This window comes from Methanosarcina sp. MSH10X1, assembly GCF_004099695.1.
In the GTDB taxonomy this organism is placed as follows: Archaea; Halobacteriota; Methanosarcinia; order Methanosarcinales; family Methanosarcinaceae; genus Methanosarcina.
In genome coordinates, this window is the sequence record NZ_SCHL01000001.1 from 177133 (window position 1) to 199882 (window position 22750).

Annotated in this window: 25 protein-coding genes; 16 read left to right on the forward strand and 9 right to left on the reverse strand. The window is 41.6% G+C overall.

Annotated elements, in window-relative coordinates; translation table 11 throughout:
* The first annotated feature begins 59 nt into the window (after positions 1 to 59).
* The 3 genes from EQO05_RS00680 (at position 60) to EQO05_RS00690 (ending at position 2931) form a co-directional block, all read left to right on the forward strand.
* On the forward strand, positions 60 to 551 hold the full coding sequence (locus EQO05_RS00680) for a hypothetical protein (protein WP_128502795.1): 492 nt from the start codon (positions 60 to 62) through the stop codon (positions 549 to 551).
* A gap of 803 nt (positions 552 to 1354) precedes the next feature.
* Positions 1355 to 1801 (forward strand): hypothetical protein, encoded by a 447-nt coding sequence (locus EQO05_RS00685; protein WP_128502797.1) that lies wholly within the window; start codon positions 1355 to 1357, stop codon positions 1799 to 1801.
* Positions 1802 to 2520: 719 nt separating this feature from the next.
* Positions 2521 to 2931: a cupredoxin family copper-binding protein gene (locus EQO05_RS00690; RefSeq protein WP_128502798.1), complete on the forward strand. Its 411-nt coding sequence runs from the start codon at positions 2521 to 2523 to the stop codon at positions 2929 to 2931.
* A 335-nt stretch (positions 2932 to 3266) separates the two neighbouring features.
* On the opposite strand, the gene EQO05_RS00695 is transcribed toward EQO05_RS00690, so the two are convergent.
* The gene (locus EQO05_RS00695; RefSeq protein WP_128502800.1) at positions 3267 to 4457 is read right to left on the reverse strand and encodes a tetratricopeptide repeat protein; all 1191 of its coding nucleotides are present in this window, start codon (positions 4455 to 4457) and stop codon (positions 3267 to 3269) included.
* Positions 4458 to 4545: 88 nt separating this feature from the next.
* Between EQO05_RS00695 and EQO05_RS00700 the strand changes: the two genes are divergently transcribed.
* The gene (locus tag EQO05_RS00700; protein WP_240664248.1) at positions 4546 to 5415 is read left to right on the forward strand and encodes an HAD family hydrolase; all 870 of its coding nucleotides are present in this window, start codon (positions 4546 to 4548) and stop codon (positions 5413 to 5415) included.
* Positions 5416 to 5866: 451 nt separating this feature from the next.
* Here the strand turns inward: EQO05_RS00700 and EQO05_RS00705 are convergent, their stop codons facing one another.
* Positions 5867 to 6745 carry a tetratricopeptide repeat protein gene (locus tag EQO05_RS00705; RefSeq protein ID WP_128502802.1) on the reverse strand — a complete coding sequence of 293 codons (879 nt, stop codon included), beginning with the start codon at positions 6743 to 6745 and terminating at the stop codon, positions 5867 to 5869.
* A 936-nt stretch (positions 6746 to 7681) separates the two neighbouring features.
* The gene (locus EQO05_RS00710; RefSeq protein WP_128502804.1) at positions 7682 to 8191 is read right to left on the reverse strand and encodes a response regulator transcription factor; all 510 of its coding nucleotides are present in this window, start codon (positions 8189 to 8191) and stop codon (positions 7682 to 7684) included.
* Between the two features lie 242 nt (positions 8192 to 8433).
* Between EQO05_RS00710 and EQO05_RS00715 the strand changes: the two genes are divergently transcribed.
* The gene (locus EQO05_RS00715) at positions 8434 to 8715 is read left to right on the forward strand and encodes a helix-turn-helix domain-containing protein (RefSeq protein ID WP_128503134.1); all 282 of its coding nucleotides are present in this window, start codon (positions 8434 to 8436) and stop codon (positions 8713 to 8715) included.
* A 146-nt stretch (positions 8716 to 8861) separates the two neighbouring features.
* Here the strand turns inward: EQO05_RS00715 and trxB are convergent, their stop codons facing one another.
* Together trxB and EQO05_RS00725 are read right to left on the reverse strand one after the other, a co-directional pair.
* The gene (gene trxB, locus EQO05_RS00720; RefSeq protein ID WP_128502806.1) at positions 8862 to 9791 is read right to left on the reverse strand and encodes a thioredoxin-disulfide reductase; all 930 of its coding nucleotides are present in this window, start codon (positions 9789 to 9791) and stop codon (positions 8862 to 8864) included.
* A gap of 54 nt (positions 9792 to 9845) precedes the next feature.
* Positions 9846 to 10088, reverse strand: a complete 243-nt coding sequence (locus EQO05_RS00725; RefSeq protein WP_128502808.1) for a thioredoxin family protein — start codon at positions 10086 to 10088, stop codon at positions 9846 to 9848.
* 168 nt (positions 10089 to 10256) lie between these two features.
* On the opposite strand from EQO05_RS00725, the gene dph5 reads away from it, so the two are divergent.
* From dph5 to EQO05_RS00750, 5 genes are all read left to right on the forward strand, one after another.
* The gene (gene dph5 / locus EQO05_RS00730) at positions 10257 to 11057 is read left to right on the forward strand and encodes a diphthine synthase (protein ID WP_128502810.1); all 801 of its coding nucleotides are present in this window, start codon (positions 10257 to 10259) and stop codon (positions 11055 to 11057) included.
* Positions 11058 to 11094: 37 nt separating this feature from the next.
* Positions 11095 to 11376, forward strand: a complete 282-nt coding sequence (locus EQO05_RS00735) for a DUF357 domain-containing protein (protein WP_128502811.1) — start codon at positions 11095 to 11097, stop codon at positions 11374 to 11376.
* Positions 11377 to 11734: 358 nt separating this feature from the next.
* A complete protein-coding gene (locus tag EQO05_RS00740) occupies positions 11735 to 12124 on the forward strand; it encodes a DUF555 domain-containing protein (RefSeq protein WP_128502813.1) in 390 nt (129 codons plus the stop codon).
* A 247-nt stretch (positions 12125 to 12371) separates the two neighbouring features.
* Positions 12372 to 13271, forward strand: a complete 900-nt coding sequence (locus tag EQO05_RS00745) for a carbohydrate kinase family protein (protein ID WP_128502815.1) — start codon at positions 12372 to 12374, stop codon at positions 13269 to 13271.
* A gap of 120 nt (positions 13272 to 13391) precedes the next feature.
* Positions 13392 to 14063, forward strand: coding sequence for a diphthine--ammonia ligase (locus tag EQO05_RS00750; RefSeq protein WP_128502816.1), 672 nt, complete (start codon positions 13392 to 13394; stop codon positions 14061 to 14063).
* 662 nt (positions 14064 to 14725) lie between these two features.
* Here the strand turns inward: EQO05_RS00750 and EQO05_RS00755 are convergent.
* Genes EQO05_RS00755 through EQO05_RS00765 form a run of 3 tightly spaced genes read right to left on the reverse strand, consistent with a single transcriptional unit; the run spans position 14726 to position 16312 of the window.
* Entirely contained in the window at positions 14726 to 15127 is a 402-nt protein-coding gene (locus EQO05_RS00755; RefSeq protein ID WP_128502818.1) for an AIR carboxylase family protein, read from the reverse strand.
* Between the two features lie 19 nt (positions 15128 to 15146).
* Positions 15147 to 15434: a chorismate mutase gene (locus EQO05_RS00760; protein WP_128502820.1), complete on the reverse strand. Its 288-nt coding sequence runs from the start codon at positions 15432 to 15434 to the stop codon at positions 15147 to 15149.
* 14 nt (positions 15435 to 15448) lie between these two features.
* A complete protein-coding gene (locus tag EQO05_RS00765) occupies positions 15449 to 16312 on the reverse strand; it encodes a shikimate kinase (RefSeq protein WP_128502822.1) in 864 nt (287 codons plus the stop codon).
* 244 nt (positions 16313 to 16556) lie between these two features.
* Between EQO05_RS00765 and EQO05_RS00770 the strand changes: the two genes are divergently transcribed.
* From EQO05_RS00770 to EQO05_RS00795, 6 genes are all read left to right on the forward strand, one after another.
* Entirely contained in the window at positions 16557 to 17552 is a 996-nt protein-coding gene (locus EQO05_RS00770; protein WP_128502824.1) for a phosphate uptake regulator PhoU, read from the forward strand.
* A gap of 782 nt (positions 17553 to 18334) precedes the next feature.
* The gene (locus tag EQO05_RS00775) at positions 18335 to 18976 is read left to right on the forward strand and encodes an Era-like GTP-binding protein (protein WP_128502826.1); all 642 of its coding nucleotides are present in this window, start codon (positions 18335 to 18337) and stop codon (positions 18974 to 18976) included.
* Positions 18977 to 18981: 5 nt separating this feature from the next.
* Positions 18982 to 19341, forward strand: coding sequence for a DUF2073 domain-containing protein (locus EQO05_RS00780; protein ID WP_128502827.1), 360 nt, complete (start codon positions 18982 to 18984; stop codon positions 19339 to 19341).
* 14 nt (positions 19342 to 19355) lie between these two features.
* Entirely contained in the window at positions 19356 to 19868 is a 513-nt protein-coding gene (locus EQO05_RS00785; protein ID WP_128503135.1) for a hypothetical protein, read from the forward strand.
* A 263-nt stretch (positions 19869 to 20131) separates the two neighbouring features.
* Positions 20132 to 20746 carry a 6-phospho-3-hexuloisomerase gene (gene hxlB / locus EQO05_RS00790; protein ID WP_128502829.1) on the forward strand — a complete coding sequence of 205 codons (615 nt, stop codon included), beginning with the start codon at positions 20132 to 20134 and terminating at the stop codon, positions 20744 to 20746.
* A 70-nt stretch (positions 20747 to 20816) separates the two neighbouring features.
* Positions 20817 to 21929 carry a pyridoxal phosphate-dependent aminotransferase gene (locus EQO05_RS00795; RefSeq protein ID WP_128502831.1) on the forward strand — a complete coding sequence of 371 codons (1113 nt, stop codon included), beginning with the start codon at positions 20817 to 20819 and terminating at the stop codon, positions 21927 to 21929.
* 107 nt (positions 21930 to 22036) lie between these two features.
* On the opposite strand, the gene EQO05_RS00800 is transcribed toward EQO05_RS00795, so the two are convergent.
* Positions 22037 to 22504, reverse strand: coding sequence for a hypothetical protein (locus tag EQO05_RS00800; protein WP_240664250.1), 468 nt, complete (start codon positions 22502 to 22504; stop codon positions 22037 to 22039).
* Between the last annotated feature and the right edge of the window lie 246 nt (positions 22505 to 22750).

Sequence of the window (22750 nt, forward strand, 5' to 3'; positions counted from 1 at the left end):
CTCAATAACAATTATAAAGCAGCTGTTATAATAACACATAGATTAAGTGGGGGGAAGGTATGAGAAAAGCACTCATCATGTTGATAGTATTGTTCGGGGTATTCCTTGCAATAGGATGCGCCGGTGAGGAGGGAGAGGCTCCAGAAGCAGGAACTCCAGTTGAAGAAGAAGTAGTTGACGAAGAAGAAGAAGTAATTGAATTAGTGACACCAGTCGAAGCTGTAACTACAGTTGAAGTTGTAACTCCAGTTGAAGCTGTAACTCCAGCAGTGGCAGTGACTCCAGTTGAAGCTGTAACTCCAGTTGAAGAAGTGGTTCCGGTTATAGCCGAGACTCCAGCTGAAGCAGTTGTGGAAGTAACTCCAGTTATAGCTGAGACTCCAGTTGTAGAAGTAACTCCAGAAGTAGAAGTAACTCCAGTTGTAGCAGTAACGCCAGAAGTAGAAGTAACTCCAGTTATAGCCGAAACTCCAGTTCTAGCAGTAACTCCAGCAGATGAAGATATAAATGAGGAGGAGACGGGAGTAATCAGGGTTACTCCAAATGACTAATATCTGGTAGAGACAAAGAAGCAACTCTATATAGAAAGAAATCAGGGCAAAGTGATCCGGGAACCTCGAGTCAAGGCGTTAAATATATCGAGAAAGAGTGTAAGCAGAGTAGCCCAATCTTGTTAATAAGTTTTAGATCACAATAATTCTAGATCAGGCTGACTTGTAAAAACAGTAGCTTAAAACTCAGGCTTTTCGCCTTACTTTGCATTTACTATAAATTGAAAACTAATAGAAATAATCTCTGAGCTTAACCCAAAGAGCAGACAAAGGTTAGATAAAAGAATGGAAGCAAAGTTTACCGGAAGGAGATGCAATTGCATCTCCGGTAAAATATATAGTTTAAAGTCAACACAACAATATAAAGTGCCAATAAAGTTTTAGGTATTAGTCATCCTGAAATTGATTTTTATCAGAAAGTCAGTTAAAACAATCTTTTAGAAAATATATATTTTTTAAAATTCCCGGGTTGTGAACATAATATTAACTGTTTTTATAATTTAACTGTTTTTATAATGGATCTTTCTGACGAACTAAGACTTTTTTGAGCTTAATAAATTAAACATCCTTTCTTACTCTTTTTTCGATAATTCTCTGGTAACTAATGCTAAGGACAGGAATTCAAAAAGAAATAAATTGATTAATTAAATATATATCCTCTAAAAAATCTTAAAACCTGATTTAGAGCTTAATTAGAGCCTTAAAAAGAATTATGTTCAGAATCTAGCAGTAATTGTTATAAAACCTTGATTTCAATTATAGAGCATCTATTATAAAACACAAGAATTAAGTGGAGGGAGGATATGAGAAAAGTACTTGTCATGTTGATAGTATTATTGGGCGTTTTCCTCGCAATCGGATGCGCTGGTCAGGAGGGAGAGGCTCCGGAAGCGGGAACTCCAGCTGAAGATGTGGAGGATATAACTCCAGCGGAAGAAGGCACTCCAGCTACGGTTGTAACTGAGGTTGAGGCTGTAACTGTAGTTGAGGCTGTAACTCCAGTTGAAGAAGAAGTAGAAGTGACTCCGGTTGTAGCAGTAACTCCTGTTGTGGAAGTTACTCCGGCTGAAGAAGGGGTTCCGGCAGAAGAAGGGGCTGAAGATATGGAAGATGTAACTCCGGCTGAAGGAGCGGAAGATGTAACTCCTGGAGGTGCACAGGCGGAAGAAACTCCAGCTAGAGACGTTACAGGCACTGAAGACGAGAGCGGCGGAGTGATTAGAGTAACTCCCAGTACCGGCGACAGCTGAAGAGATTTAATTAATACCATATGGACAGGTAATCCCGTAGCTCTGAATCAGGCTGAGCTATTATGGAAAGCAGCAGTGATCAGGATTCTGCCCATAATACAAACTTTTACGGCAGGATCCTCTGACATAAACTTTAAATATAATAAGCGTAGCTGCGGCATTTTATTTATGCAACTGGAAGACAAAGTACCTGGTTTAATATCAGAGTAATCTGCCCTGGAAGATATATCAGGATTGCCAGGAAATTTAGCTTAAGAGAGGTCTTTAAAAAATGGCTTCACTTTTTTAGAAATAATTAGAATGCTCTTAGCCAGCTGAACTGTTTTCTATGGGGAACAAAATCTTATGTATTCAATTGGAACAAACTCTTATGTATTCAATTGGAACAAACTCTTATGTATTCAATTGGAACAAACTCTTATGTATTCGAGATACTGGGCATGCCTGTAACTCTACAAAAGATATTTTATACATCCATAAGTTCGTTTGAAACGCGATATTCCTGGTATTTTATTTCCTGCTTACGAGGAAAAGGGAAGTAGTAAGGGCAAATTTCTTGAGTCTAGTTAAGTTCCTGTCTTTAAAGAGTTATATTACCAGATTTTAAGAGCTATATTACCAGATTAAGCTGCAAAAGAATCTGTGTTTAGGATTTGGTAGGAATAATTATAAAATCTAACTATTAATTATATAGTACCTTATTTTTACGGGGGTAGAAAATGAGAAAAGGATTTATGGTTTTCATAGTTTTACTTGGTGCATTCCTGGCGATAGGATGCGCGGATACGGCTGATGAAGGCGAAGTGGGTGAAGAAGTAACTCCAGTTGAAACGCCTGTAACTCCGGTTTCGGCTGTAACGCCTCAACCTTTAGATGAAGGTGAAATTGTCGAAGTTACCATTGAGGACTCCGCCTTTAACCCGCAGTCAGTCGAAATCTCGGCAGGGGATACTGTGAGATGGACAAATCGGGATTCAGTTGACCATTCCGCGACAGGGCCGACCTTCAACTCAGGCATAATAGCACCTGGTCAATCCTTTGAATTCCTATTTACAGACGCGGGAACCTATAACTACAATTGTTCGATCCATCCTTCTATGGAAGGAACTGTAGTAGTTCGGGAAGAGTAAGGTTTACTTCGGGCATAGCATTATAGAATAAGGATAAGCTTGTTAAAAACTTTCTATTAAAAGAACAAATTTTAAAAACATTTTTTTACTTTTTAGGTATATATTAAGGATTATTTTTGCCATTAACGATTCTCAATTTACTGTATAGTGTAAATTTGCTATTGAAAACAACCGTCTTCTGGCAAATGGAATACGATCTTTTTTCCTGCGACAGTATTCGTATTTTCACGCTAAATCTCCTTCAGGCGCTTGACCTGAAAAAATAAAAGTTAGGAAGAATGTTAAGTAAAAAATATGGTAATAAATAAAAAGTGACTGCTTGACCTGATGTTCGATTACTGGATATCTCCCCCGACCTCGGCATATCTGGGATCAATTTCCACAGCTTTTATGTATGCTTCTTCAGCCTCTTCTTCCCGCCCGAGGAAACTCAGACAGACAGCTTTTCCGAACCATGAGTCAGCAGCCTCCGGGTTAAGCTTGAGCGCCTTTTCATAGATTTCCAGAGCTTCCTCAAAGCGTTTGAGCTGGGCAAGCACGAAACCCAGGCTGGAATAGGCTTCAAAGTACTCAGGATCAAGCTGTGTGGCTTTCCTGTATGTTTCTACAGCCTCCTCGAATCTCTGTATCTGGCTGAGGGTGAAACCCTTATTGTACCAGACATCGGCATTTTCGGGATTAATTTCAATTGCTTTGTCAAAGGCTTTAATTGCCTCGTCATATTTTTCGAGATTTTCGAGATCTATTCCCATATTGTTCCAGGCGTCGTCGTTTTCAGGATCCAGTTCCACAGCTTTTTCATAGGCTTTTAACGCCTGCCTGTAACTCCCAAGGCTATCCAGGTCCACGCCTTTGTAGTACCACGCCTCGAGAAAGTTAGGATCAAGTTCGAGCGCTTTATCGTAAGCAAGAATTGCTTCATCATAATTACCCATTTGCCCGAGGGCTATGCCTTTTCCTGCCCAGGCTTCTTTGTAATCGGGATTTTCCTCAAGAACTTTTTCATAGGCTTCGTTAGCCTCCTCGTAATCTCCAGCCTGACTCAGGTTCAGAGCCTTTCCATACCATGCATTGGGATAATCGGGTCTGAGCTCAAGAGCTTTCTCATAGGCCTTAACAGCCTCTTTGTGCTTTCCAGCCTGTGAGAAGGAAAAAGCCATATTGTTCCAGAGGTCCGGATCTTCGGGATTGATCTTGATAGCTCTGTTATAGAGTTCAAGAGCCTCTTCGTATCTTCCAAGAGTCTCAAGGACTGCAGCTTTATTATTCAAAAGGTAGATGTTATTAGGATCCTTGTCGATCGCCTTATCAAAAGATACAATTGCCTCATTAAGCTTGCCAAGCCTGAGAAAGTCAAGTCCGCATTCGTTAAGTTCGGCTGCAAGGACCTCATTACTGACTTCCTGCTTACCCATATCCCCCGAATCACTCAGCACATACATGTCTTCGGAAACCGTCTCTTCTCCAGGTTTTTCTTCCCCGCCTTCTTCTGTGAAGGTTTTATCTTTTGTTTCGTCGGAACTCATATCAAAATTTCCTATTCTGCCTTTTATAGTAGATCCTGCGGATTCTTAATTACCCGCGCTCGGTATTTACTTAAATCTGTTGTTCGCTATGATTTATACATCTGTCCTTTATGGCTTTTATAGCCTCTCCCCAAAAAACCCTGCGAAAAGTTCAGGAAAGGACAAAAGAGCGAGAAAAAACAATATCTACAAAGTTCAGAAAGCAGGCAGGCCCGAAAGAATGGAAGAGAATGGAAAGAGAAGGAAAGAACCTGGTAAAAATATGGAAAAGATCTATCCCGTAGCCCTGAAAGCCGTGCTTTTTGATATGGATAATACCCTTTTTGACTTCGTAGCGGCAAAACTCAAAGCTTGCAGGGAAGTTATCTCACGTATTGGGAAAGAAAAAGAGGATATTGCCAGAGAGCCTACGGAGCTTTTCGAGTATTTCCTGAGAGGGTCTTACGGTTTTGAAGACTACGAAAATATTCGAGACTACATGAAGGAGAGAAATATTTTTACAGCTCAGGGTTACAGTGAGTGCTGTGAAATATACGAAAGAGAAAAACTTCAAAACCTTGAACTTTATCCAGCTGTAGCGGATACGCTTGATAAGCTTAAGGAGCTGGGTTTAAAGCTTGTTATTATAACGGATGCCGACAGGTATCATGCACTGGCAAGGCTCACGAGAGTCGGGCTTATAGAATATTTTGATCTTGTCGTAGCCGCGGATATGACAGGAACAAAAAAGCCAGACCCTGCACATTTCCTTTTTGCGCTTGAGGTTCTCGGGATAAAGCCCGGAGAAACCCTGGTAGTAGGGGACAGCATCAAGAGAGATATGGCACCTGCCCGGAAACTCGGACTGAAAACCGCATATGCCTCCTACGGAGACTGGAGACCCGGAGAAGGAATGGATCAATGCTTTGATTTCAGGCTCAACAAATTTTCGGATTTGCTTGAGATATCCGGACTTTAAACAGGCGTAACCGCAAATTTTTTCAAAAAGCATTTGATCACAAGCCTTTTCAAAAAAGGCTTGAGCGAAAACTTTTTCAAAAAAAGTTTTATCAAAAACTCTGATTTATCTAGACCGGTGTAACAGAAAAGGCTTGAGCGAAAACTTTTTCAAAAAAAGTTTTATCAAAAACTCTGATTTATCTAGACCGGTGTAACAGGAGCGTGATCGACCGGCGAAACGCAAGCCTTTCACAAAAAGGCTTGAGCGAAAATCCCCAGGCAACGGCGTGATAAACCGGCGCAACGGTTTCGGGTCAACGGTCGCAGCACAATAGTTTGCAGAAAAAGAAAACCTCGGAGAAAAGAAAACTTTTGGCCGCCAGTCTGGAAACCCCTGAAAGGATTTTCGACTAACGGCTTTTTCTGGCTCTGGGTCTTTGACATTTACGGAAAACCTGAAGTATGGCTACTCAAAGAAGATCGGAATATATCGGATTTATATCGACTGCCCTTTCATAGGCTTCCATTGCTTTCTGGTGTTTCTTAATCCTGTCGTAGACAATACCCTTACCAATCCAGGCTTTTGTGAAACTTGGATTAATATCGATAGCTCTCTCAAAAGCCTGAAGTGCCTCTTTGTATTTCTCTAGGTCTCTCAGAGCAATTCCCTTATTATACCAGAACCGGGCATTCTCGGGATTCGTTTTTATCTTGCTGTCAAACACCTCCACGGCTTTTTCGGTATAAAGTCTTGCCTCATCATGCTTTCCAAGCCAGCGCAGAGCTACGCCCTTGTTATAAAGGGCTTTCCCGTTCGCGGGATTTAACTCAAGAGCCCTGTTAAACGCGCTAATGGCCTCCTCATAACTCTTTATATTGCAAAGCCCCATACCTTTCTTACACCATTCGCTTGCGCTCATGGAGCCCATATCAAAATTTTTCTCATATAAACGGATAGCCTTTTCAAAATCATCCATAGCGTCTTCATATGCCTTCATTTCCCTCAGAGCCATTCCCCGCCGATACCAGACTTCAGGATCCTCAGGAGCGAGGTATATAGCCCTGTAGTAAGCATCCAGAGCTTCTCTATACTGCATCAGGCCCATAAGCAGTTCGGCTTTGGAGTACCAGGTCTTCGCATCCGAAGGATTGATCTGAAGGGACATGTCAAGGGAATCGAGGGCTTCATCATATCTATAAAGACTTTTTAAAACCATCCCTTTACTAAACAGGATTTTTGCATTGTCAGGGCTTATCTCCAGAGCTTTATTGTATGCATCCAGAGCTTCTGTAAATCTTCTGAGCTCATGAAGTGCAACACCTTTATTGTACCACTCATTCGAAGTCATCACTCAACCACACCTTTTTTCGATTACGTTTTCCACCGTTTACCACATTCACTCTAGCAGTAATAATATATGCCTTCAGAGCGTTAAATCAATTTTGTACTTTAGTTCCGTACTAAAAATAAGGATATATTTACAGTCTCACACTACGATTTACGTTTTGAGGACATATTTACGGTTACACATGGAAACTATGTTTTGCTCTTTTTTAAGGATTTTGAAATAATCCTATACTTTATTATTTTAAAAATAAGGTCTTTAAATTGTGGACAGAATTAGATAAAGTAAAACAACTTTATACTATACTCTTCCAAAGTATTATTCAAACTGATAAAAATATATTTATTTTTGTCTCAAATTCTTTCCCCCTTCCCCTATTTAACCCATAATTTTGCCCTGACCCGGAAAAATTTGACATATAGAATAAAAATAGAAAAATCCTGTAAGTTCAATCTTTGCAAAAGCTGAGGCTTCCTCCTCTCACGGCATGTCAGAAGCCTGATTCCTATCTAATCACATTGAGAACCTATGACCTCTCCAAGTTATGAAGACCTACTTAGGCCCTGGGGCTTAAATTAGAACTGGGTTTCTCTTTTTGCAGCTTTTAATCTCATTAAAGAGGATTCCAAAGATCTCTATAAGAATAACAGGTACGATTCTGCCGGAGGTTCCGTCAGACCAGATGAATTAATTAATACATTTAAGAAGCTTTTAAACCACAGGCAAATACCTTTAACAGGTTGTTTAGTAAAGGCTTTTAGTAAAAAATTTAATAAAAGCGCTCGAAAATATTTATGGTACGTTTCTGATACGCCTGATGGGATAAAAAATTTTCAAAGGGGTGCCCTAAAAAGATCTCGCTTTTCAGAGCCGTTTTTCAATTTATAATGCCCTGTTTTAGAATGGAGTTTTTTATGCTATAAGCTACTGGCTTTTGAGTTAAATATGAGCACGCCTTAAGACCATTCCCACCCTGGCTCTCAGTTCTACAGGGTTAAGAGGCGTAGTAACGTAGTCATCAACTCCCGACTCAAAAGCCCTAACCCTATTTTTCACCCCGCCTCTTTCACTGAGCACCATCACCGGGATCCACCAGTACCTTGAACTGCTTCTAAGTTGCTTGCATATTTTAAAGCCATCAATATCCGCAAGTCCGGTATCCAGCAGGACAAGGTCAGGCGTCTCAGTTTTCACGGCTTCAAGTGCTGAAAAGCCACCGGGAACTTTGACAACGTTATAATTTTCAGCTTCAAGCGTAACCTTAATATTGGGAGTACTGCTCCCTTCGCCCATAATCAGGATTTTCTGCCTTGTATCCTTAAAATTTGCAATACGGATTTTTACCAGTTCCTCCGGAACTGAAAGAGTAGAGGCAATATCTCCTTCAGATATTTCAGGCTGCGCTTCAATCAATTTCAAAATTTCATGATCAAGATTTTTATTATCCATCACCCTCCATCACCATACAGTATACATTTTCTTAGGTATTAAACATTTCTCAAATTTTTTGTAATATACGGTAATATAAACTTAACATAGTATGAAGAGAGCAGAGTTATCCAAATATTTAGAAGAATTTTTATGTATCGCCGGCTTAACCAATAAGCAGATAAGTTTATAACCGTAAATAGCAAGTTAATATTGGAAATAAGAATCACTTACGGAGAACAGCCACCTCTGAGATGATAACAATGGATCCAATGGAAAAAATCTTCGGAAAAACCGCACAAATGACAGTACTCAAGAACCTGATCGAACACCAGAACGAATCAACATACCTTTCGGGGATAGCTGAAGAAACCGGCCTGTCTCACTCCAGCGTGTCAAGGGTTATTACCCCGTTGATCGCATCAGGCATCGTTATAGAAAAACCGCTGGGAAAGCAAATCCGGACTTTTCAGCTCAATATGGACAGCGAAGCAACAAGGCTGATCATAGATTTCTATAATAAAATCAACCAGATGCTGGAATAAGCCCGAAAAAAACAGAAGCTTGAAAAAAAGAAAACAAGGGGCAGAACAGGTTTACTGTCCCGTCTTTTAAAATTTACTATGGATAAACTATAATACAGTTCCAGCCAGAAGATTTTCAGCCTGAAGACCCTGATTCAAAGTATTCTTTATGTGGCCTCTTTTTTGAGACTATCAATATATACACTTGCAGAAGTAGCTGCGAGCGCCCCATCTCTAACAGCTGCCACAAGCTGCCATATTGGAGTGTCACGGCAGTCTCCCGCAGCAAAAACTCCTTTCTTCGAAGTTTCAAGGAAACTGTTCGTTTTGATGAAACCTCTCTCATCCTTTTCCACATCAATAATCTCAGTGTTCGGATGAATACCTACGTAGATAAAAACGCCGTCCGTATCCAATTCGTGTTTTTCTCCGTTTTTTAAATTCTCATAGATTACTTTTTCGACTCTTCGAATTTCTCCTCTGCTTCCTATAATTTCGAGAATCTGGGCATTGAGTATGAATTCAATACTCGGGATTGCAAAAGCTCTTTCCTGAAGAATTTTTGCAGCTCTTAGTTTGTCTCGTCTGTGGATAAGGTAAACTTTTCGAGCAATTTTTGATAGGAGAATTGCATCCGCCACTGCTGAATTGCCGCCTCCTACTACTACAATGGTTTTGTTTCTGAAAAAAGGCCCGTCACAGATGGCGCAATAAGAAACTCCTTTACTGAGAAACTCTTTTTCTCCGGGTACGTTCAGATGCTCAGGATTTGCGCCAGTAGCGATTATAACAGCTTTCGATTCAAGATCTCCGCTGTCCGTGGAGATTATTTTCTTTTCCCCTTCGTCATGAATACGAAGCACTTCGGTTATCTTCGTTTCTACCCCAACCTCCAGAGCATGGCTTTTAAATTTTTCCATTAGCTCAACCCCGGATATTGCTGGAAAGCCAGGGTAATTTTCTACTACATCCGCAAATGCAATCTGGCCGCTAATTTCGCTTCTTTCAAGGATCAGAGTATTATGTCCGAAACGTACGGCATAGATACCGGCTGCAAGCCCTGCAGGCCCTCCTCCAATAATGATCAGGTCGTACATATTTCCCTCCGGAATCAGAAAAAAGTTTAAGAAAATTCATATTTCAGTTTTAATTCAGCTTATACGGGCAATAGCATCGGCTTTTTTCGGAAGGCCTGTAAAAGCTACCTCCCCTTCAATAATAGTCGTAGGAACCCCAACTATGCCGTATTTATCAATCAGCGCCTGGCCCTCCGGAGTTTCCACATCTATTTCCTCGTATTCAAAGTTGTACTCGGATCTCAAATCTTTCCAGAGTCTACGAGCTGACGGACAGGCCGTACACCAGCTGGCATGAATAAGTGTGACTTTAACCATGATAAAACCCCTCTAAAAACTGTAATTATGCAAGCAAATCCATTGTAGTATTAATTTATAGATATAAATAAGTTAACCGTACCCGTAAACCCGGAAAATGAAGACTTTTTATCGCCCGGATCTACCCGAACAAAAAGCTTTAAACCAGGAGGGCTCCTAAAGCGGGATATGCTTACATTTATAGGTCTGGGTCTTTTTGACGAGTATGACATTTCTTTGAAAGGACTTGAGGCTGTCAGGGAAGCTGACCTGGTTTATGTGGAATTCTATACATCCTGTCTTATGGGTACGACTCTTGAAAAAATGGAGAAGCTTTATGGTAAAAAAGTCATTTTGCTTTCAAGAGAAGATGTCGAGCAGAATCCTGTTTGGCTCAATTACGCAGGGGACAGGAAGCTTTGTTTCCTGACTGGCGGAGATACAATGATTTCTACAACCCATGTCGATTTGCGCCTGAGAGCCGAGAAGCTCGGAATCGAAACCCGCCTCATTCACGGAGCTTCTATCGCCTCCGCCGTTTCAGGGCTAACCGGACTTCAGAACTATCGTTTCGGGAAGTCCGCAAGCATTCCTCACCCCTATGAAAGCAGGAGAGGTACGAAAGTAATCTCGGAAACTCCCTACGATATTATAAAGCAAAACTCGGAACTTGGGCTGCACACCCTGGTCTTCCTGGATATAGACAAGGAGAAAGGTTATATGACTGTAAATACCGCACTTGAGCTTCTCCTGGGGGTTGAAGAAAAGAGGGGAGAAGGGATCATGCGCGGAGCTGCTGCAGTAGGAATAGCCAGGGCAGGCTCGGAAAGCCCGGTCGTAAAAGCGGACTATGCAGAGAACTTAAAGGATTTCGATTTTGGAAAACCTCTCCACATCCTTGTAATCCCCGGAAAGCTGCACTTTCTTGAGGCTGAAGCGCTTGTGAAACTCGCAGGAGGCCCAATAGGATTTATGAAAGATGTGGAATAAAAAGGAAAAAATATGCAAAAAATCTCAGGTGATCAGAATGCCTGCCGATCTGGACGAAAAAGTCAAAAGATATGAAGATATGTTAAAAAGAGCCCTCCAGAAAGCCAGATATGCCCCTATCCCGGAATCCCATATGTATGCCGTTGCAAAGGATTATTATACGATGGCAGAAGCCTATTATAAAGATGGGGTGTACTTTCTGGAGAATAAAGACCCTGTAAATGCCCTGGCTTCTTTCAGCTATGGTCATGCCTGGCTTGATGCGGGAGCAAAACTCGGGGTTTTTGCGGTTGATGACGAGACTTTATTTACTATATAAAGAAGGAAATAAACGTAAGCAGGAAAAAAGTCAAAAATGCCTGAACTCCGATATGCCTGAACTCCGATATGCCTGAACTCCGATATGCCTGAACTATGATATGCCTGAACTATGATATGCCTGAACTATGATGCCATTTAGGAGGCATTAAGACCTCAACTGGAAGGATTAAAGCTAAAGAACTAAAAATTAAAAACTTGACTGAAAAACCTTATAAAAGTAAATAGAATACTATTCTATCCGAAGCAGAAACAATTTTATATACTTTATTCTATTCTTTAGATCCTGTAAATAACTTTTCCCTATCGGGAAATCTTCTTGAGAAATGCATATAACTGAATAATTATGGTGGACAATAATGAAGAACTTTCATGTAGTACTTGAAGCAGCTTGGTTGGTTAGAGATGTAAAGACAGCTGATGACGCTATAGGGGTCGCAATTTCTGAGGCTGGAAAGCGCCTGAACCCTAAACTGGATTTTGTAGAGGTTGACGTGGGAACTACATCCTGCCCGGCGTGCGGTGAGCCTTTCAGCAGTGTTTTCATAGCAGCAAACACCGCTCTTGTGGGCCTTATTTTTGAGATGAAGGTTTTTGACGCCGAGTCTGCCGAACACGCCGAAAGGATCGCAAAATCCGTTATAGGAAAATCCCTCAGGGATATTCCGTTGACAGTTGTTGAAGTGACCGAATTCGAAAGGTCAGCCGAGAAGGGCGAACAGCAGCAGAAGAGCAAAACAGGTAAATAAGCATTTTTTCCCGAACCTGTCAGGAATGGAAAAAGATATTGCGCTGCGGCTAGTTATACCTCTGGTTTTTGTTCGTGACTTGTTTGAAAAGGCGTACGGCTGAGAAGAGACCTAGGAGATCGTACTTTTCCATTTAATAGAAGCCAGTAAAAAACAAGTTTTATCTTTCCGGCAGGCTTGACTTTTAGTCATATCCAGCACAAAGACCCCGGGCTTTTTCATAGCCCACGAAGAAAGAGGACACTACATGGACAGAGTAATTTCCATCGTAGGGCATACTGCCCTTGATTACATCGTAGATGTTGAAAATATCGCAGGAAAAAACGAATCGTCCCCTGTTATTGACTACGAAGAGTATCCTGGCGGAGGAGCTGCCAATATTGCGGTTGCAATTGCGAAGCTTGGCGGGAAGAGCCAGCTAATTTCCCCTGTAGGCATGGATTTTGCAAGTTCAGGATACGAAAAACTTCTTACAGAAGCTAATGTTGACCTTTCCCGTCTCTACAGGCTTGAGGACCAGAAAATTTCCAAGGCATTTGTTTTTACGGACAGGGAAAGCAACCAGACAACTTATTTTTACTGGGGAGCCTCCTCAAAATTCAAAGAATTAGAACCCGAACCTGTTGATTTTGTCCATCTTGCAACCGCAGATTCGGTCTATAATGCGAAGCTCGCACAAATTGCCGGCTTCGTATCCTTTGATCCCGGACAGGATCTTATAACGTACTCAAAAGAGGACCTTGAGCTCATACTTGCCCATACTGATATTCTTTTTGCGAACCGGCACGAAATCAAGCGGGTCTCGGAGATGACCGGGAAAGACTTCTCTGAACTCAAGACCATGGTTAACATAATCGTGGTGACATATGATGCCGAGGGTAGCAGAATCTATGCAGGCAAAGAAGAATTCATAATTCCTGTGATTCCTGTCAGAGCTGTAGATCCCACGGGAGCAGGAGACGCTTACAGGGCGGGTTTCCTGCTGGCTCTCACCAGAGGGTGCCCGCTTCCGGTATGCGGAAAAATAGGGTCGACCGTGGCCTCTTTTGCCGTACAGACGCGGGGCTGCCAGACGGGGCTTCCCACCTGGGAGGAAATGAAAATCCGTTACGAAGCCAGTTTCGGAAGGCTTGAGAAAGAGTGCTGAAATTGCGAATACCGAAAATAGAATGATTAAAAGTCAAAAAGTATATAAAATATTATAATGATCCACGCATTATAACTCCCCGACGTACGAAAAAGATATCAAAACAAAAAAGGGATGCAGATGAAACTCGCAGCACTGGTTTCCGGTGGCAAGGACTCGATTTTTGCCATATATAAAGCCCTCCAGGAAGGGCATGAAGTCACCCACCTGATTAATATAATTCCTGCAAGGGACGATTCTTACATGTACCATTCCATCAACCTCCATATGGTAGAACTTATTTCTGCCGCCTGTGAAATCCCACTGGTTCAGCAGGAGTCCAGCGGGATAAAGGAGCTTGAACTGGATGACCTGACCCTTGCCCTCAGGAAAGTGGATGTGGATGGGGTATCCGTAGGCGCGATCGAATCCCAGTACCAGGCAGGTAGAGTGAAAAAGATCTGCGACTCCCTGGGGCTTAAGGTCTATACCCCTCTCTGGCACAGGGATCCTGAGGAATTGCTAACCGAAATGTCAAAAGTGCTCGATATCCGGATTGTCAGGGTCGCAGCCGACGGTCTTGACAAATCCTGGCTTGGACGCCCTATAAACGTAAACTCTATCGAACATCTCAAAGCCCTGAACAAACGGTACATGGTTCACATGGCAGGGGAAGGCGGAGAATACGAGACAGTCGTACTTGACGCTCCTTTCTTTAAAAAACGCATTGAGATTGTAAAAAGTGAGATTGAATGGGAGGGAGACACTGGCTCCTTAAAGATTCTGGAAGCAAAGCTTGTTGATAAAAATTGAAGATTAGAAGTCTTTAATCTTTATTTTTATTTTATTCTTTGTTTCTTTTCCATACGGTCTCTCAGGTTTGAATCCGGATTTATTAATCGCGTTTAATTTAAAGAGCTTTATCACTAAAAAGAAGTACTGCGGAAAACTGGTACTGAATAGCAGTATATCCCTATTTTTATATAATATACTACATATTTGTGAGTGGGGCATCTGAGAAAAATCTTTTTCTGTTGTAAACCTCAGCCAACACTTTTACCCCCCAACTCCCCACACTCCCAACACTCAGATGCCCTATACTCAACATTATTCCATGAGATTTCCATTGTTAAAACTGGTTTTTGAATCATTGTTTTCAGCATTGTTTCCCAACATTGTTTTTAAGTACTATTCTTTTCCACATCGTGGCCTTGTTTTATTTTGGTTCTCAAAACCTGGTTTTATTCTGTTTATTAAAATAGCTCTGCCTGAAAAGAAATAATGATTTCTAAACAGGGGATAATCTGAATAAGACGAACTATCTGAATAACTGAAGGTGTACCGGGGTAAGTAAACAGGGCAGGGTTAACCGAAGAGCGAATAAATGAAACAATTAAAAAAAGATTAAGGGCAAAGCCCGTGGGATGTGATAATTATATGTTTTAAGCTTGAAACGAAGGTTTTTAACAGGATTATTAAGACTTAGCTGTATCTATCAAATCCAGAATTCTCAGGGCAAGGTGTGCACCGTTTGCCCCATTATCGATACCTACGCTTCCTACAGGCACTCCTGGAGGCATCTGGGCAATGGAAAGCAGGGCATCAAGTCCGCCAAGTTTCGCGCTTACAGGGACTCCTATTACAGGTTTTTTTGTCTTGGAAGCTACTACTCCTGGAAGGGCTGCCGATAAACCGGCAATCGTTATAAAGACCTTTGCATCTGTGCTTGAGATGTAGCTGTCAAGTTCGTCAGGGTTCCTGTGAGCGGAAATAACCATTACTTCATATGTGTATTTGCTCTTTTCCAGCACGGATACCGCACGGTTGGCAATAGACCTGTCGGATTCGGAACCCATGATTATTGAGATATCAACCATTTTTCTTTCTCCTTGGCAGTCAGGGCAGGCTTCCCTTGCCGCTCAATTCGTTCTGGCGTTCAATACTCATCCTGATAAGAATCTCAAAAATAGCCTTTATAGATCCCGGATCAAGATTGAGTTCGGTTGCGGCATTTAAAGCTCTGGTGATTACAACCTCATTTTGCCTGTGGTCATTTATCGAAGTCCCATTTATTCTTTTTGATTCAAGTACCCTTTCAGCCAGGTTTACTCTTCTATCAATAAGGGCAAGAATTTCCCTATCAATTTCTTCAATTTCTTTGCGGACAGCCTCAAGTTCGCTCAAGTGAACCCCTCGCTTTATAAGGACATTGCATCTCTGTTATTTATAGAGGTTTCTATAACCCTGCCTTCTATCCCACAGCTTTCCCAGGCCGATCTCAGTTCTTTTACCTGCTCGGCTCGTACAAGTGCCGCATATGAGGGGCCTGTTCCGGAAAGGCTTACTCCTTTTACCCCACATTCAAGCGCTCGAAGCATGTGTTCCGTACCAAAGCTAAGAGCCCCGCAGTAGAGAAAGCCATTTAGAGTCATAGCTCGCTCATATTCACCCTTCAGAGCAAGCTCGTAAGCAATTTCAACGTAAGGAGCTATAAGTCTTGAGCGTTTAACATCCGTCTCCGCACTGAAAGCTCTCCTGGCAGGCGCAAAAATAAGGACTTTTGAATCAAGCTCTTCGCGCCTGAGGAGTTCCATTTTACGGTTGTCGGTAACCACGATCCCTCCGAAAAAAGAAGCACAAGCATCATCAAAGGCACCTGTTATGGTAACTCCCACTTCTTTTGCAGCCTTCACACCGAGTCTTACAATCTCAAGAGGCTGTAGAGTCTTACCTGTTGCACGCAGGGTTGCAAGGACTGAAGCATTTGCTGCGGCGCTGCTGCTTTTGAGCCCGCCTGCGATGGGGATTTCACTTCTTGTCCTTACCGTACCGCCCAGTTCAAGCCCGAAATGCTCAAGGGTTATTTCAACGCAGCGCTCGATAAGACGGGCGTCTCCTTCAGGCATCTCCTCAATGAAACCTGAGATTCCGGTCTCACCTTCTGAAAGTTTGACATCTGCAAAGGTCATCAAATCTATTCCGAATGCAGCACCCTTCCAGGTAGCTATGGCATTTATTATGGTTCCTGCTCCCGATGCGCAGGCGTGCCCTTCAAGTGTCATCAAGTCCAGAATGCGCTGTTCTTTAATAGTTTTTGCTGCATTTGTCCATAAAACCTGAAATGTTGCTGTAATGCAGATTCTGCAATAGATTCATAAAAACAGCGTGAATCCACAAATATAAATAGTAAAGTTGAATGACGTATATCGAAAAAGTGCTTCTAATTATTACCAGAAAGTACTATAAAATTATGAATAAATACTTCTAATTTTATTTAGCAGATTTAATCAAAAACGGGGAATCAATATCGAAACCAGGAAAGTACAGCAGACAGGCGGATCCACTTACATAATTTCCCTTCCAAAGCAATGGGCTGAAAAAGTGGGAATCGAGACAGGCATGAGGGTTTCCCTCGAGACGCAGCCGGATGGGAAACTACTGATAGACCCAATTCTCGAAGGACGAACAGTCAAAACCAAAAAAATCGATGTCACAGGCTGTGAAGTAAAAGCACTGGAGAGAGATATTATTGCTGCATATCTTCATGGATATGACAGGATAGAACTCTTCTCGAAAAGAATACTCGGTGAACAAAAGCAGACAATCAGGAGGGTCTGCTACAAACTCATAGGCCCGGAAATTACAGAAGAAAGTTCAAACTGCGTAGTTATCCAGGATCTCCTGAACCCGAACGAGCTCTCTATCAAAAAAGGTGTACAGAGGATGTTCCTTATTGCGGGATCCATGCAAAAGGACGCGGTAAGGGCGCTTAAAACTATTGATCACGACCTTGCACTTGATGTAAGTCAGAGGGATGACGAGGTTGACAGGCTATATCTCCTGATCTCCAAACAGTTCCGTTCCATTCTCTGCGGAGGAAGAATGCCTGATTCTGCAGAAACAAATATAGAGGAATACCATGAGTTCAGAATGGCGGCAAGCCCGCTGGAAAGAATAGCCGATCATGCACAGAAAATTGCAAATATCGCCTCAAAGCTGCGGCAACCTGTTAGTGATAATGTAATGGAAGAGATAGAAAAACTCAATAATGCTTATATGGAACTGGTGAAGCAGTCCATTGAGGCTCTCTTTAATGCTGACTCCTCTCTTGCCAATCAGGTAATAAATAACGTCGACAATATGCGCACATGGGTAGAGGAATTGCATTCATCTATCCTGAGACTGGAGTCACATGAAATCATGATTTCACTCGGGACTGTTGTAGACAGCCTGGCCAGAATAGGAGACCTCAGTTCCAATATAGCTGAAATTGCTATAAACACGGCAATCAGGGATAGATGAGAAGAACCTGCCTGAGAACACAGAAATGCCTCCCCAACCTGAAAGATAGAACAAATTTTGTTTTGAAGTTAAATATCCCTGAAGTAATAAAAAAATTAAATATATAACTAAGCTCTTAAACCCAGAATAAAAGATTTACCTTTCGATACCCTGAACTGTTCAAAAGACATCCTGATGAACTTTATAAAAAATATTCTGATGGAATTTATAGAAGATATCCTGAAATATCTAAGAGGGAATTGAGCTGTAAAGCTTAATGAAATTTAGTTAGATTGATACTAATGAAAATTTAGTTAGATTGATACCGGAGATATCTGATAAAACAATTTATATTTTTAAGGTAGAATGAATAAAAATAGGAAAAAATATAAAGGAAAGTGCAGAACATCAGTGCACATATAAAAATTTAATACAAATAAGAAAAGTTTGGGAAAATTAAAGTATTCTGTATAAAAAGCCTTTTCTCTCTGGATAAAAGGCTTTTTATTATATGTGGTGAGGGAATTAAGCGATAAAAGCAATTTATTTATATTCTGGTGTTATTTCAACGGAGGCACTTTATATTTTACCCTGAAAATGACCTGAAATTTCCTGTTCACTTCCGGATATCCCGGAAAGAAAAAAGAATATCTTCAACTTTCCCCGATTTCCTCAGTAAGACAAATACAAATTATTTATATGCATGGATCAATAGATTAAAAATTTACCATCAATACCAACCCATACAGGAAAGCAATCCGAGAAATCCTTAGGTGCTATGCTTTTCCCAAAGGAGGGAAGCTATGAATATGATAAAACGATTTAAGGTAAGCTTTTCAAAAATGTTCAATAAGCTCTTCAAGAAAAAAGGAGCATGCATAGGAATCTACGGCCCCCCAAATGCCGGTAAGACGACTCTTAGTAACAGAATTCTCAAGGACTGGGTCGGAAACGAAGAAACAATGGGTTCTGTTTCTCATATCGCCCATGAGACCAGGCATGCCAAGCGAAGGAATGGAGTAAGTATTGAGACAAACGGGCACACAGTCAGCCTTGATATCGTAGACACGCCCGGGCTTGCCACAAAAATCGATTTCCACGACTTCATGGAACAGGGAATGAGTGATTCCGAATCCAAGAAACGATCCAAAGAAGCAACAGAAGGGGTTATCGAAGCTGTCAAATGGCTGGATGACCTTGACGGTGTCATACTTGTTATGGATTCCACCGAAAATCCCTATACCCAGGTCAATGTAACGGTAATAGGGAATATGGAAGCCAGAAACCTTCCGCTTCTTATCGTAGCAAACAAAGTAGACCTTCCTGAAGCCGATCCGGCTGTCATAAAGGAGGCCTTCCCCCAGCACCCCATGGTGCCAGTTTCGGCACTTGAAGGCGTGGGGATGGATTCATTTTATGAAGCTCTGGCAAAACAGTTCGGGTGATCTACATGCAGGGAATTCAGCTTGATTTGATATCCGAAGCCAGAATATCTCAGATGGCTTCAATGGAAAAAGTACGATACATAATCGATGAGGTACGGAAAGGAAAAATCCTGGTGCTTGAAAAAGGCCTTAACCCGATGGAGGAAGCAAAGCTCATAGAAATGACAATGTCAGCAATTCAGCCTGATGTGTTTTCAGGTATAGAGATGCAAAGTTATCCTGCAAATTCCGAGGGTTCGTTGCTGGGTAAATTTTTCAAAAAACAGAGCAACAAGCGCCTTACAGTGATAGGGCCTGCAAACCAGCTCAAGACCCTTAAGAAAGATCGGAACCTCATCAGTGCACTTGTCTCTGCAAGCAAGTAAACGAAGTGGAAGCAATGTGTGCCCATAAGACCCAAGACGTGGAAGCTATAATCTACCCTCCCCAGTCCCTAGGCTCCTTTGAGATGGGCAGGAATGATGTCAATGTAATCTGTACTTACGGGAAAATCGCCGTATGGTTTGGACGAAAGGTTCCCGATTACATTATAGCGCAGGTACTCATAGGAATTTCAAAAATTGACCAGTCCACAGTTCATGAGTTTGAAATAATCTGCAACTTTGATGAGATTACGGAATATGAGAGTAAAGGGTACACACTCGTGTCCTATGGAAAAACAGCTGGCGGATATCGCGTAAACTATAGTATTCCTTTTTCCAATAAAAAAGCCCTTTTTCACTTATCAAAATTTATACTTGAAGAACTCCGAAAAGGAGAGGCGCGTAAGGACTTTTACTGGAATGGAAGTGACTGTGATATCCAGAGACTTTATCACGAATTAAAAAATAATATTGAAAACTGGGAACTGAAAGCTATTAATTATAAGACCGAACCGCAAACAAGCAGATAAGACCTTGATGGGTTGCGGCGGGACACAAAAGAAGACTTCCGAAAACCTGCCCTGGGATCCTCATCACAAACTTAAGGGGAGTGGAACAGGATTCCGGAAAAGCATTTCAGAAGTCGTTGTCAGTTATTGATGCAGGCTTTCAATTATTTATGCAGTCAGGTGGATAAAATTTTAATCAATTGATTATTATAGGGAATTAGGTATTTAACCCAATGTTTTATAGGGAATTAGGTATTTAACCCAATGTTTTTTGGAGAACTCATATGAAAAAAACTCAGGTAAACGACTGCGAAGACGTATTATTATCAATGAGAATGATTGCAGAAACCCTCAATGAGGTAATTAAGGTACTTGACAGAGAAGCCATAAAGGCTATGATCCAGAAAATTCTGGAAGGCGAAAGAGTCTTTTTGATGGGAGCCGGAAGGTCCGGGCTTGTTGCCAAAGCTTTCGCAATGAGGCTTATGCATCTCGGATTCAGTGTATATGTTGTCGGTGAAACTACGACCCCTGCTGTCCAGCCGCAAGATGTGGTAATTGCTATCTCAGGCTCAGGGGAAACTCGTTCCATAGCAGACCTCGGAAAAATAGTAAAGGATATTGGTTCAACCCTCATAACGGTTACTTCCAAAAAGGAATCTACACTTGGTAGAATTTCGGATATTACAATGATCCTTCCGAGCAAGACCAAAAACGACCTTGATGCAGGCGGCTACCTTGAAAGAAACATGCGAGGAGATTATAGAAACGTGCCTCCTCTGGGTACATCTTTCGAAATCACTTCGCTGATTTTCCTTGATTCTATAATTGCGCAGCTTATTACACTTACAGGCGCGTCGGAAGCCGAACTTAAGTCGAGGCATACCAATATCGAATAAAGGTCTGGAAATCGCCAGAAAGCAGTGGGTATATTAAAATAGTTTTTGCAGGGGCACAGGAGGGCTAAATTTGAAGGAAATAAGGTTTTCTGAAAATGTCGCCAGAATAGACACATCGGGGATTAGAAAAATTTTCGAAGCCGCAGGGTCGAATGCAATCAACCTTGGGCTCGGGCAGCCGGATTTTGATACCCCGGAGCATATCAAAGCAGCAGCAATAGAAGCTATAAATGAAGGCTTTACAGGCTATACCGTAGGTACTGGAATCACAGAATTAAGAGAAGCCCTTAGTTCCAAATTCAGGGAGGAAAATGGGTTTTCGGTTTCTCCTGAGGAGATAATTGTAACTTCTGGAGCATCGGAGGCACTTGCCATCGCCCTTGCAACCCTTCTAAACCCGGGGGATGAAGTTCTCATCTCAAACCCTGGCTTTGTTTCATATAATGCGCTGACCGAGATCCTGAGTGGAAAAGCAGTAAGTGTCCCGCTTGCCGAAGACCTTACCATGAAGCCTGAAGCCGTGCTTGAGAGAATTACCCCGAAAACGCGAGCCATTGTCCTGAATTCCCCTTCAAATCCCACAGGAGCAGTCGCAAGCAGGGCAGATATAAAAGCCCTTGCCGAGATTGCTGACGATCACAATATAACCATTATTTCCGACGAAGTTTATGAGTACTTTATTTACGAAGGAGAACATGTAAGCCCTGCCAGCTACTCGGATAATGTGATTACGGTAAACGCTACCTCAAAGAGTTATGCCATGACCGGCTGGAGACTTGGGTACGTAGCAGCCAGAAAAGATTATATCGGGCAGATGCTGAAGGTGCACCAGTACATACAGGCCTGTGCCAATTCAATTGCTCAGAAAGCCGCTTATGCCGCCATCACAGGACCTAAAGACTCCGTTAATACTATGAGGGAGGAGTTCAGAAAACGCAGGGATGTGCTCGTAAAAGGCCTGAACGAGCTAGGGATGGAATGTGCTCTTCCAAAAGGCGCTTTCTATGCTTTCCCGAGAGTCTCGGATTCCGCAGAGGTCGCCTCGAAAATGATCTCAAACGGCATTATTGTCGTTCCCGGAACAGCCTTCGGAAGCGAGGGTGACGGCTACATCCGAATCTCCTATGCGGCTTCGATGGAAAATATCGAAAAAGCCCTGAGTATTATGGAAAAAGTACTCTGAGAAACTACCTGAAGAATGAAACTCTGAGAAAACAGCCTGGGAGATGTATTTCTCAGGCTAAAATTTTCTGTCAAATGCCCTTCCTCGGTCTATTTTTTCAATATCTATTAGCACATTAGTTCATTAGTTTCTATGGAAATAAGGATTATCTCAGGGGATTCATAATCCATATGAGGAACATCACCGTAACTTTTGTCGTATAAACGTATATCTACAAGAGTGCGCCGATTTGGAATTTCCACCTCAGTTACGTTTATAACTTTTTTATCCATAGTTACCTTAAATGTATACTCCCTTTTTTCCAGGGAATACTTTAAACTTAAAGGCCGTGGTTGTGACAAATCACTTTTAGGTTCCAGAATGTATGTCTCGTTTATTATTGATTTTTTATGTTGATCAAACACCTCAACTGCCGCTTCATGACTTTCTAAATCATGATTATGTATTACGAAAAATGATGCTGTTGATCCTTGAAAAATCAGAGGAATGATTATGGGAAGAGAAATATAAATAAGTAAAACAGTTATCAGGAGAAGTCCTGCTATGACAAATTTTTTTCTTGCATTACTAATCACTTAAACCATCCCTCTGCAGATTTCTTTGCTTATACCTTGACTAACTGTTTTTGCCGAGAAAAGAGTTACTTTATTCCGGACTTACTATTTTCCGCGATAACATTTCAGTTGATTCAACTTTAAGTGGTTAAATTACTAAGATTATTAGAAGAGTCCGGATTTATACTTATTCTCTATTAGCTCAGGTGAGTCTCTATAAAATTTATGAAACATGTATAAAACTTATACACAGATATAATTGAAGCT

Coding starts and splice junctions, on each gene's coding strand:
- EQO05_RS00725 (WP_128502808.1), bottom strand. CDS start 10,088: ATGGTTAAAGTCACACTTATTCATGCCAGCTGGTGTACGGCCTGTCCG.
- EQO05_RS00755 (WP_128502818.1), bottom strand. CDS start 15,127: ATGGTTGATATCTCAATAATCATGGGTTCCGAATCCGACAGGTCTATT.
- EQO05_RS00780 (WP_128502827.1), top strand. CDS start 18,982: ATGCAGGGAATTCAGCTTGATTTGATATCCGAAGCCAGAATATCTCAG.
- EQO05_RS00750 (WP_128502816.1), top strand. CDS start 13,392: ATGAAACTCGCAGCACTGGTTTCCGGTGGCAAGGACTCGATTTTTGCC.
- trxB (WP_128502806.1), bottom strand. CDS start 9,791: ATGTACGACCTGATCATTATTGGAGGAGGGCCTGCAGGGCTTGCAGCC.
- EQO05_RS00690 (WP_128502798.1), top strand. CDS start 2,521: ATGAGAAAAGGATTTATGGTTTTCATAGTTTTACTTGGTGCATTCCTG.
- EQO05_RS00700 (WP_240664248.1), top strand. CDS start 4,546: ATGATTTATACATCTGTCCTTTATGGCTTTTATAGCCTCTCCCCAAAA.
- EQO05_RS00775 (WP_128502826.1), top strand. CDS start 18,335: ATGAATATGATAAAACGATTTAAGGTAAGCTTTTCAAAAATGTTCAAT.
- EQO05_RS00765 (WP_128502822.1), bottom strand. CDS start 16,312: ATGACACTTGAAGGGCACGCCTGCGCATCGGGAGCAGGAACCATAATA.
- hxlB (WP_128502829.1), top strand. CDS start 20,132: ATGAAAAAAACTCAGGTAAACGACTGCGAAGACGTATTATTATCAATG.
- EQO05_RS00745 (WP_128502815.1), top strand. CDS start 12,372: ATGGACAGAGTAATTTCCATCGTAGGGCATACTGCCCTTGATTACATC.
- EQO05_RS00680 (WP_128502795.1), top strand. CDS start 60: ATGAGAAAAGCACTCATCATGTTGATAGTATTGTTCGGGGTATTCCTT.
- EQO05_RS00785 (WP_128503135.1), top strand. CDS start 19,356: ATGTGTGCCCATAAGACCCAAGACGTGGAAGCTATAATCTACCCTCCC.
- EQO05_RS00705 (WP_128502802.1), bottom strand. CDS start 6,745: ATGACTTCGAATGAGTGGTACAATAAAGGTGTTGCACTTCATGAGCTC.
- EQO05_RS00715 (WP_128503134.1), top strand. CDS start 8,434: ATGGATCCAATGGAAAAAATCTTCGGAAAAACCGCACAAATGACAGTA.
- EQO05_RS00695 (WP_128502800.1), bottom strand. CDS start 4,457: ATGAGTTCCGACGAAACAAAAGATAAAACCTTCACAGAAGAAGGCGGG.
- EQO05_RS00685 (WP_128502797.1), top strand. CDS start 1,355: ATGAGAAAAGTACTTGTCATGTTGATAGTATTATTGGGCGTTTTCCTC.
- dph5 (WP_128502810.1), top strand. CDS start 10,257: ATGCTTACATTTATAGGTCTGGGTCTTTTTGACGAGTATGACATTTCT.
- EQO05_RS00710 (WP_128502804.1), bottom strand. CDS start 8,191: ATGGATAATAAAAATCTTGATCATGAAATTTTGAAATTGATTGAAGCG.
- EQO05_RS00740 (WP_128502813.1), top strand. CDS start 11,735: ATGAAGAACTTTCATGTAGTACTTGAAGCAGCTTGGTTGGTTAGAGAT.
- EQO05_RS00735 (WP_128502811.1), top strand. CDS start 11,095: ATGCCTGCCGATCTGGACGAAAAAGTCAAAAGATATGAAGATATGTTA.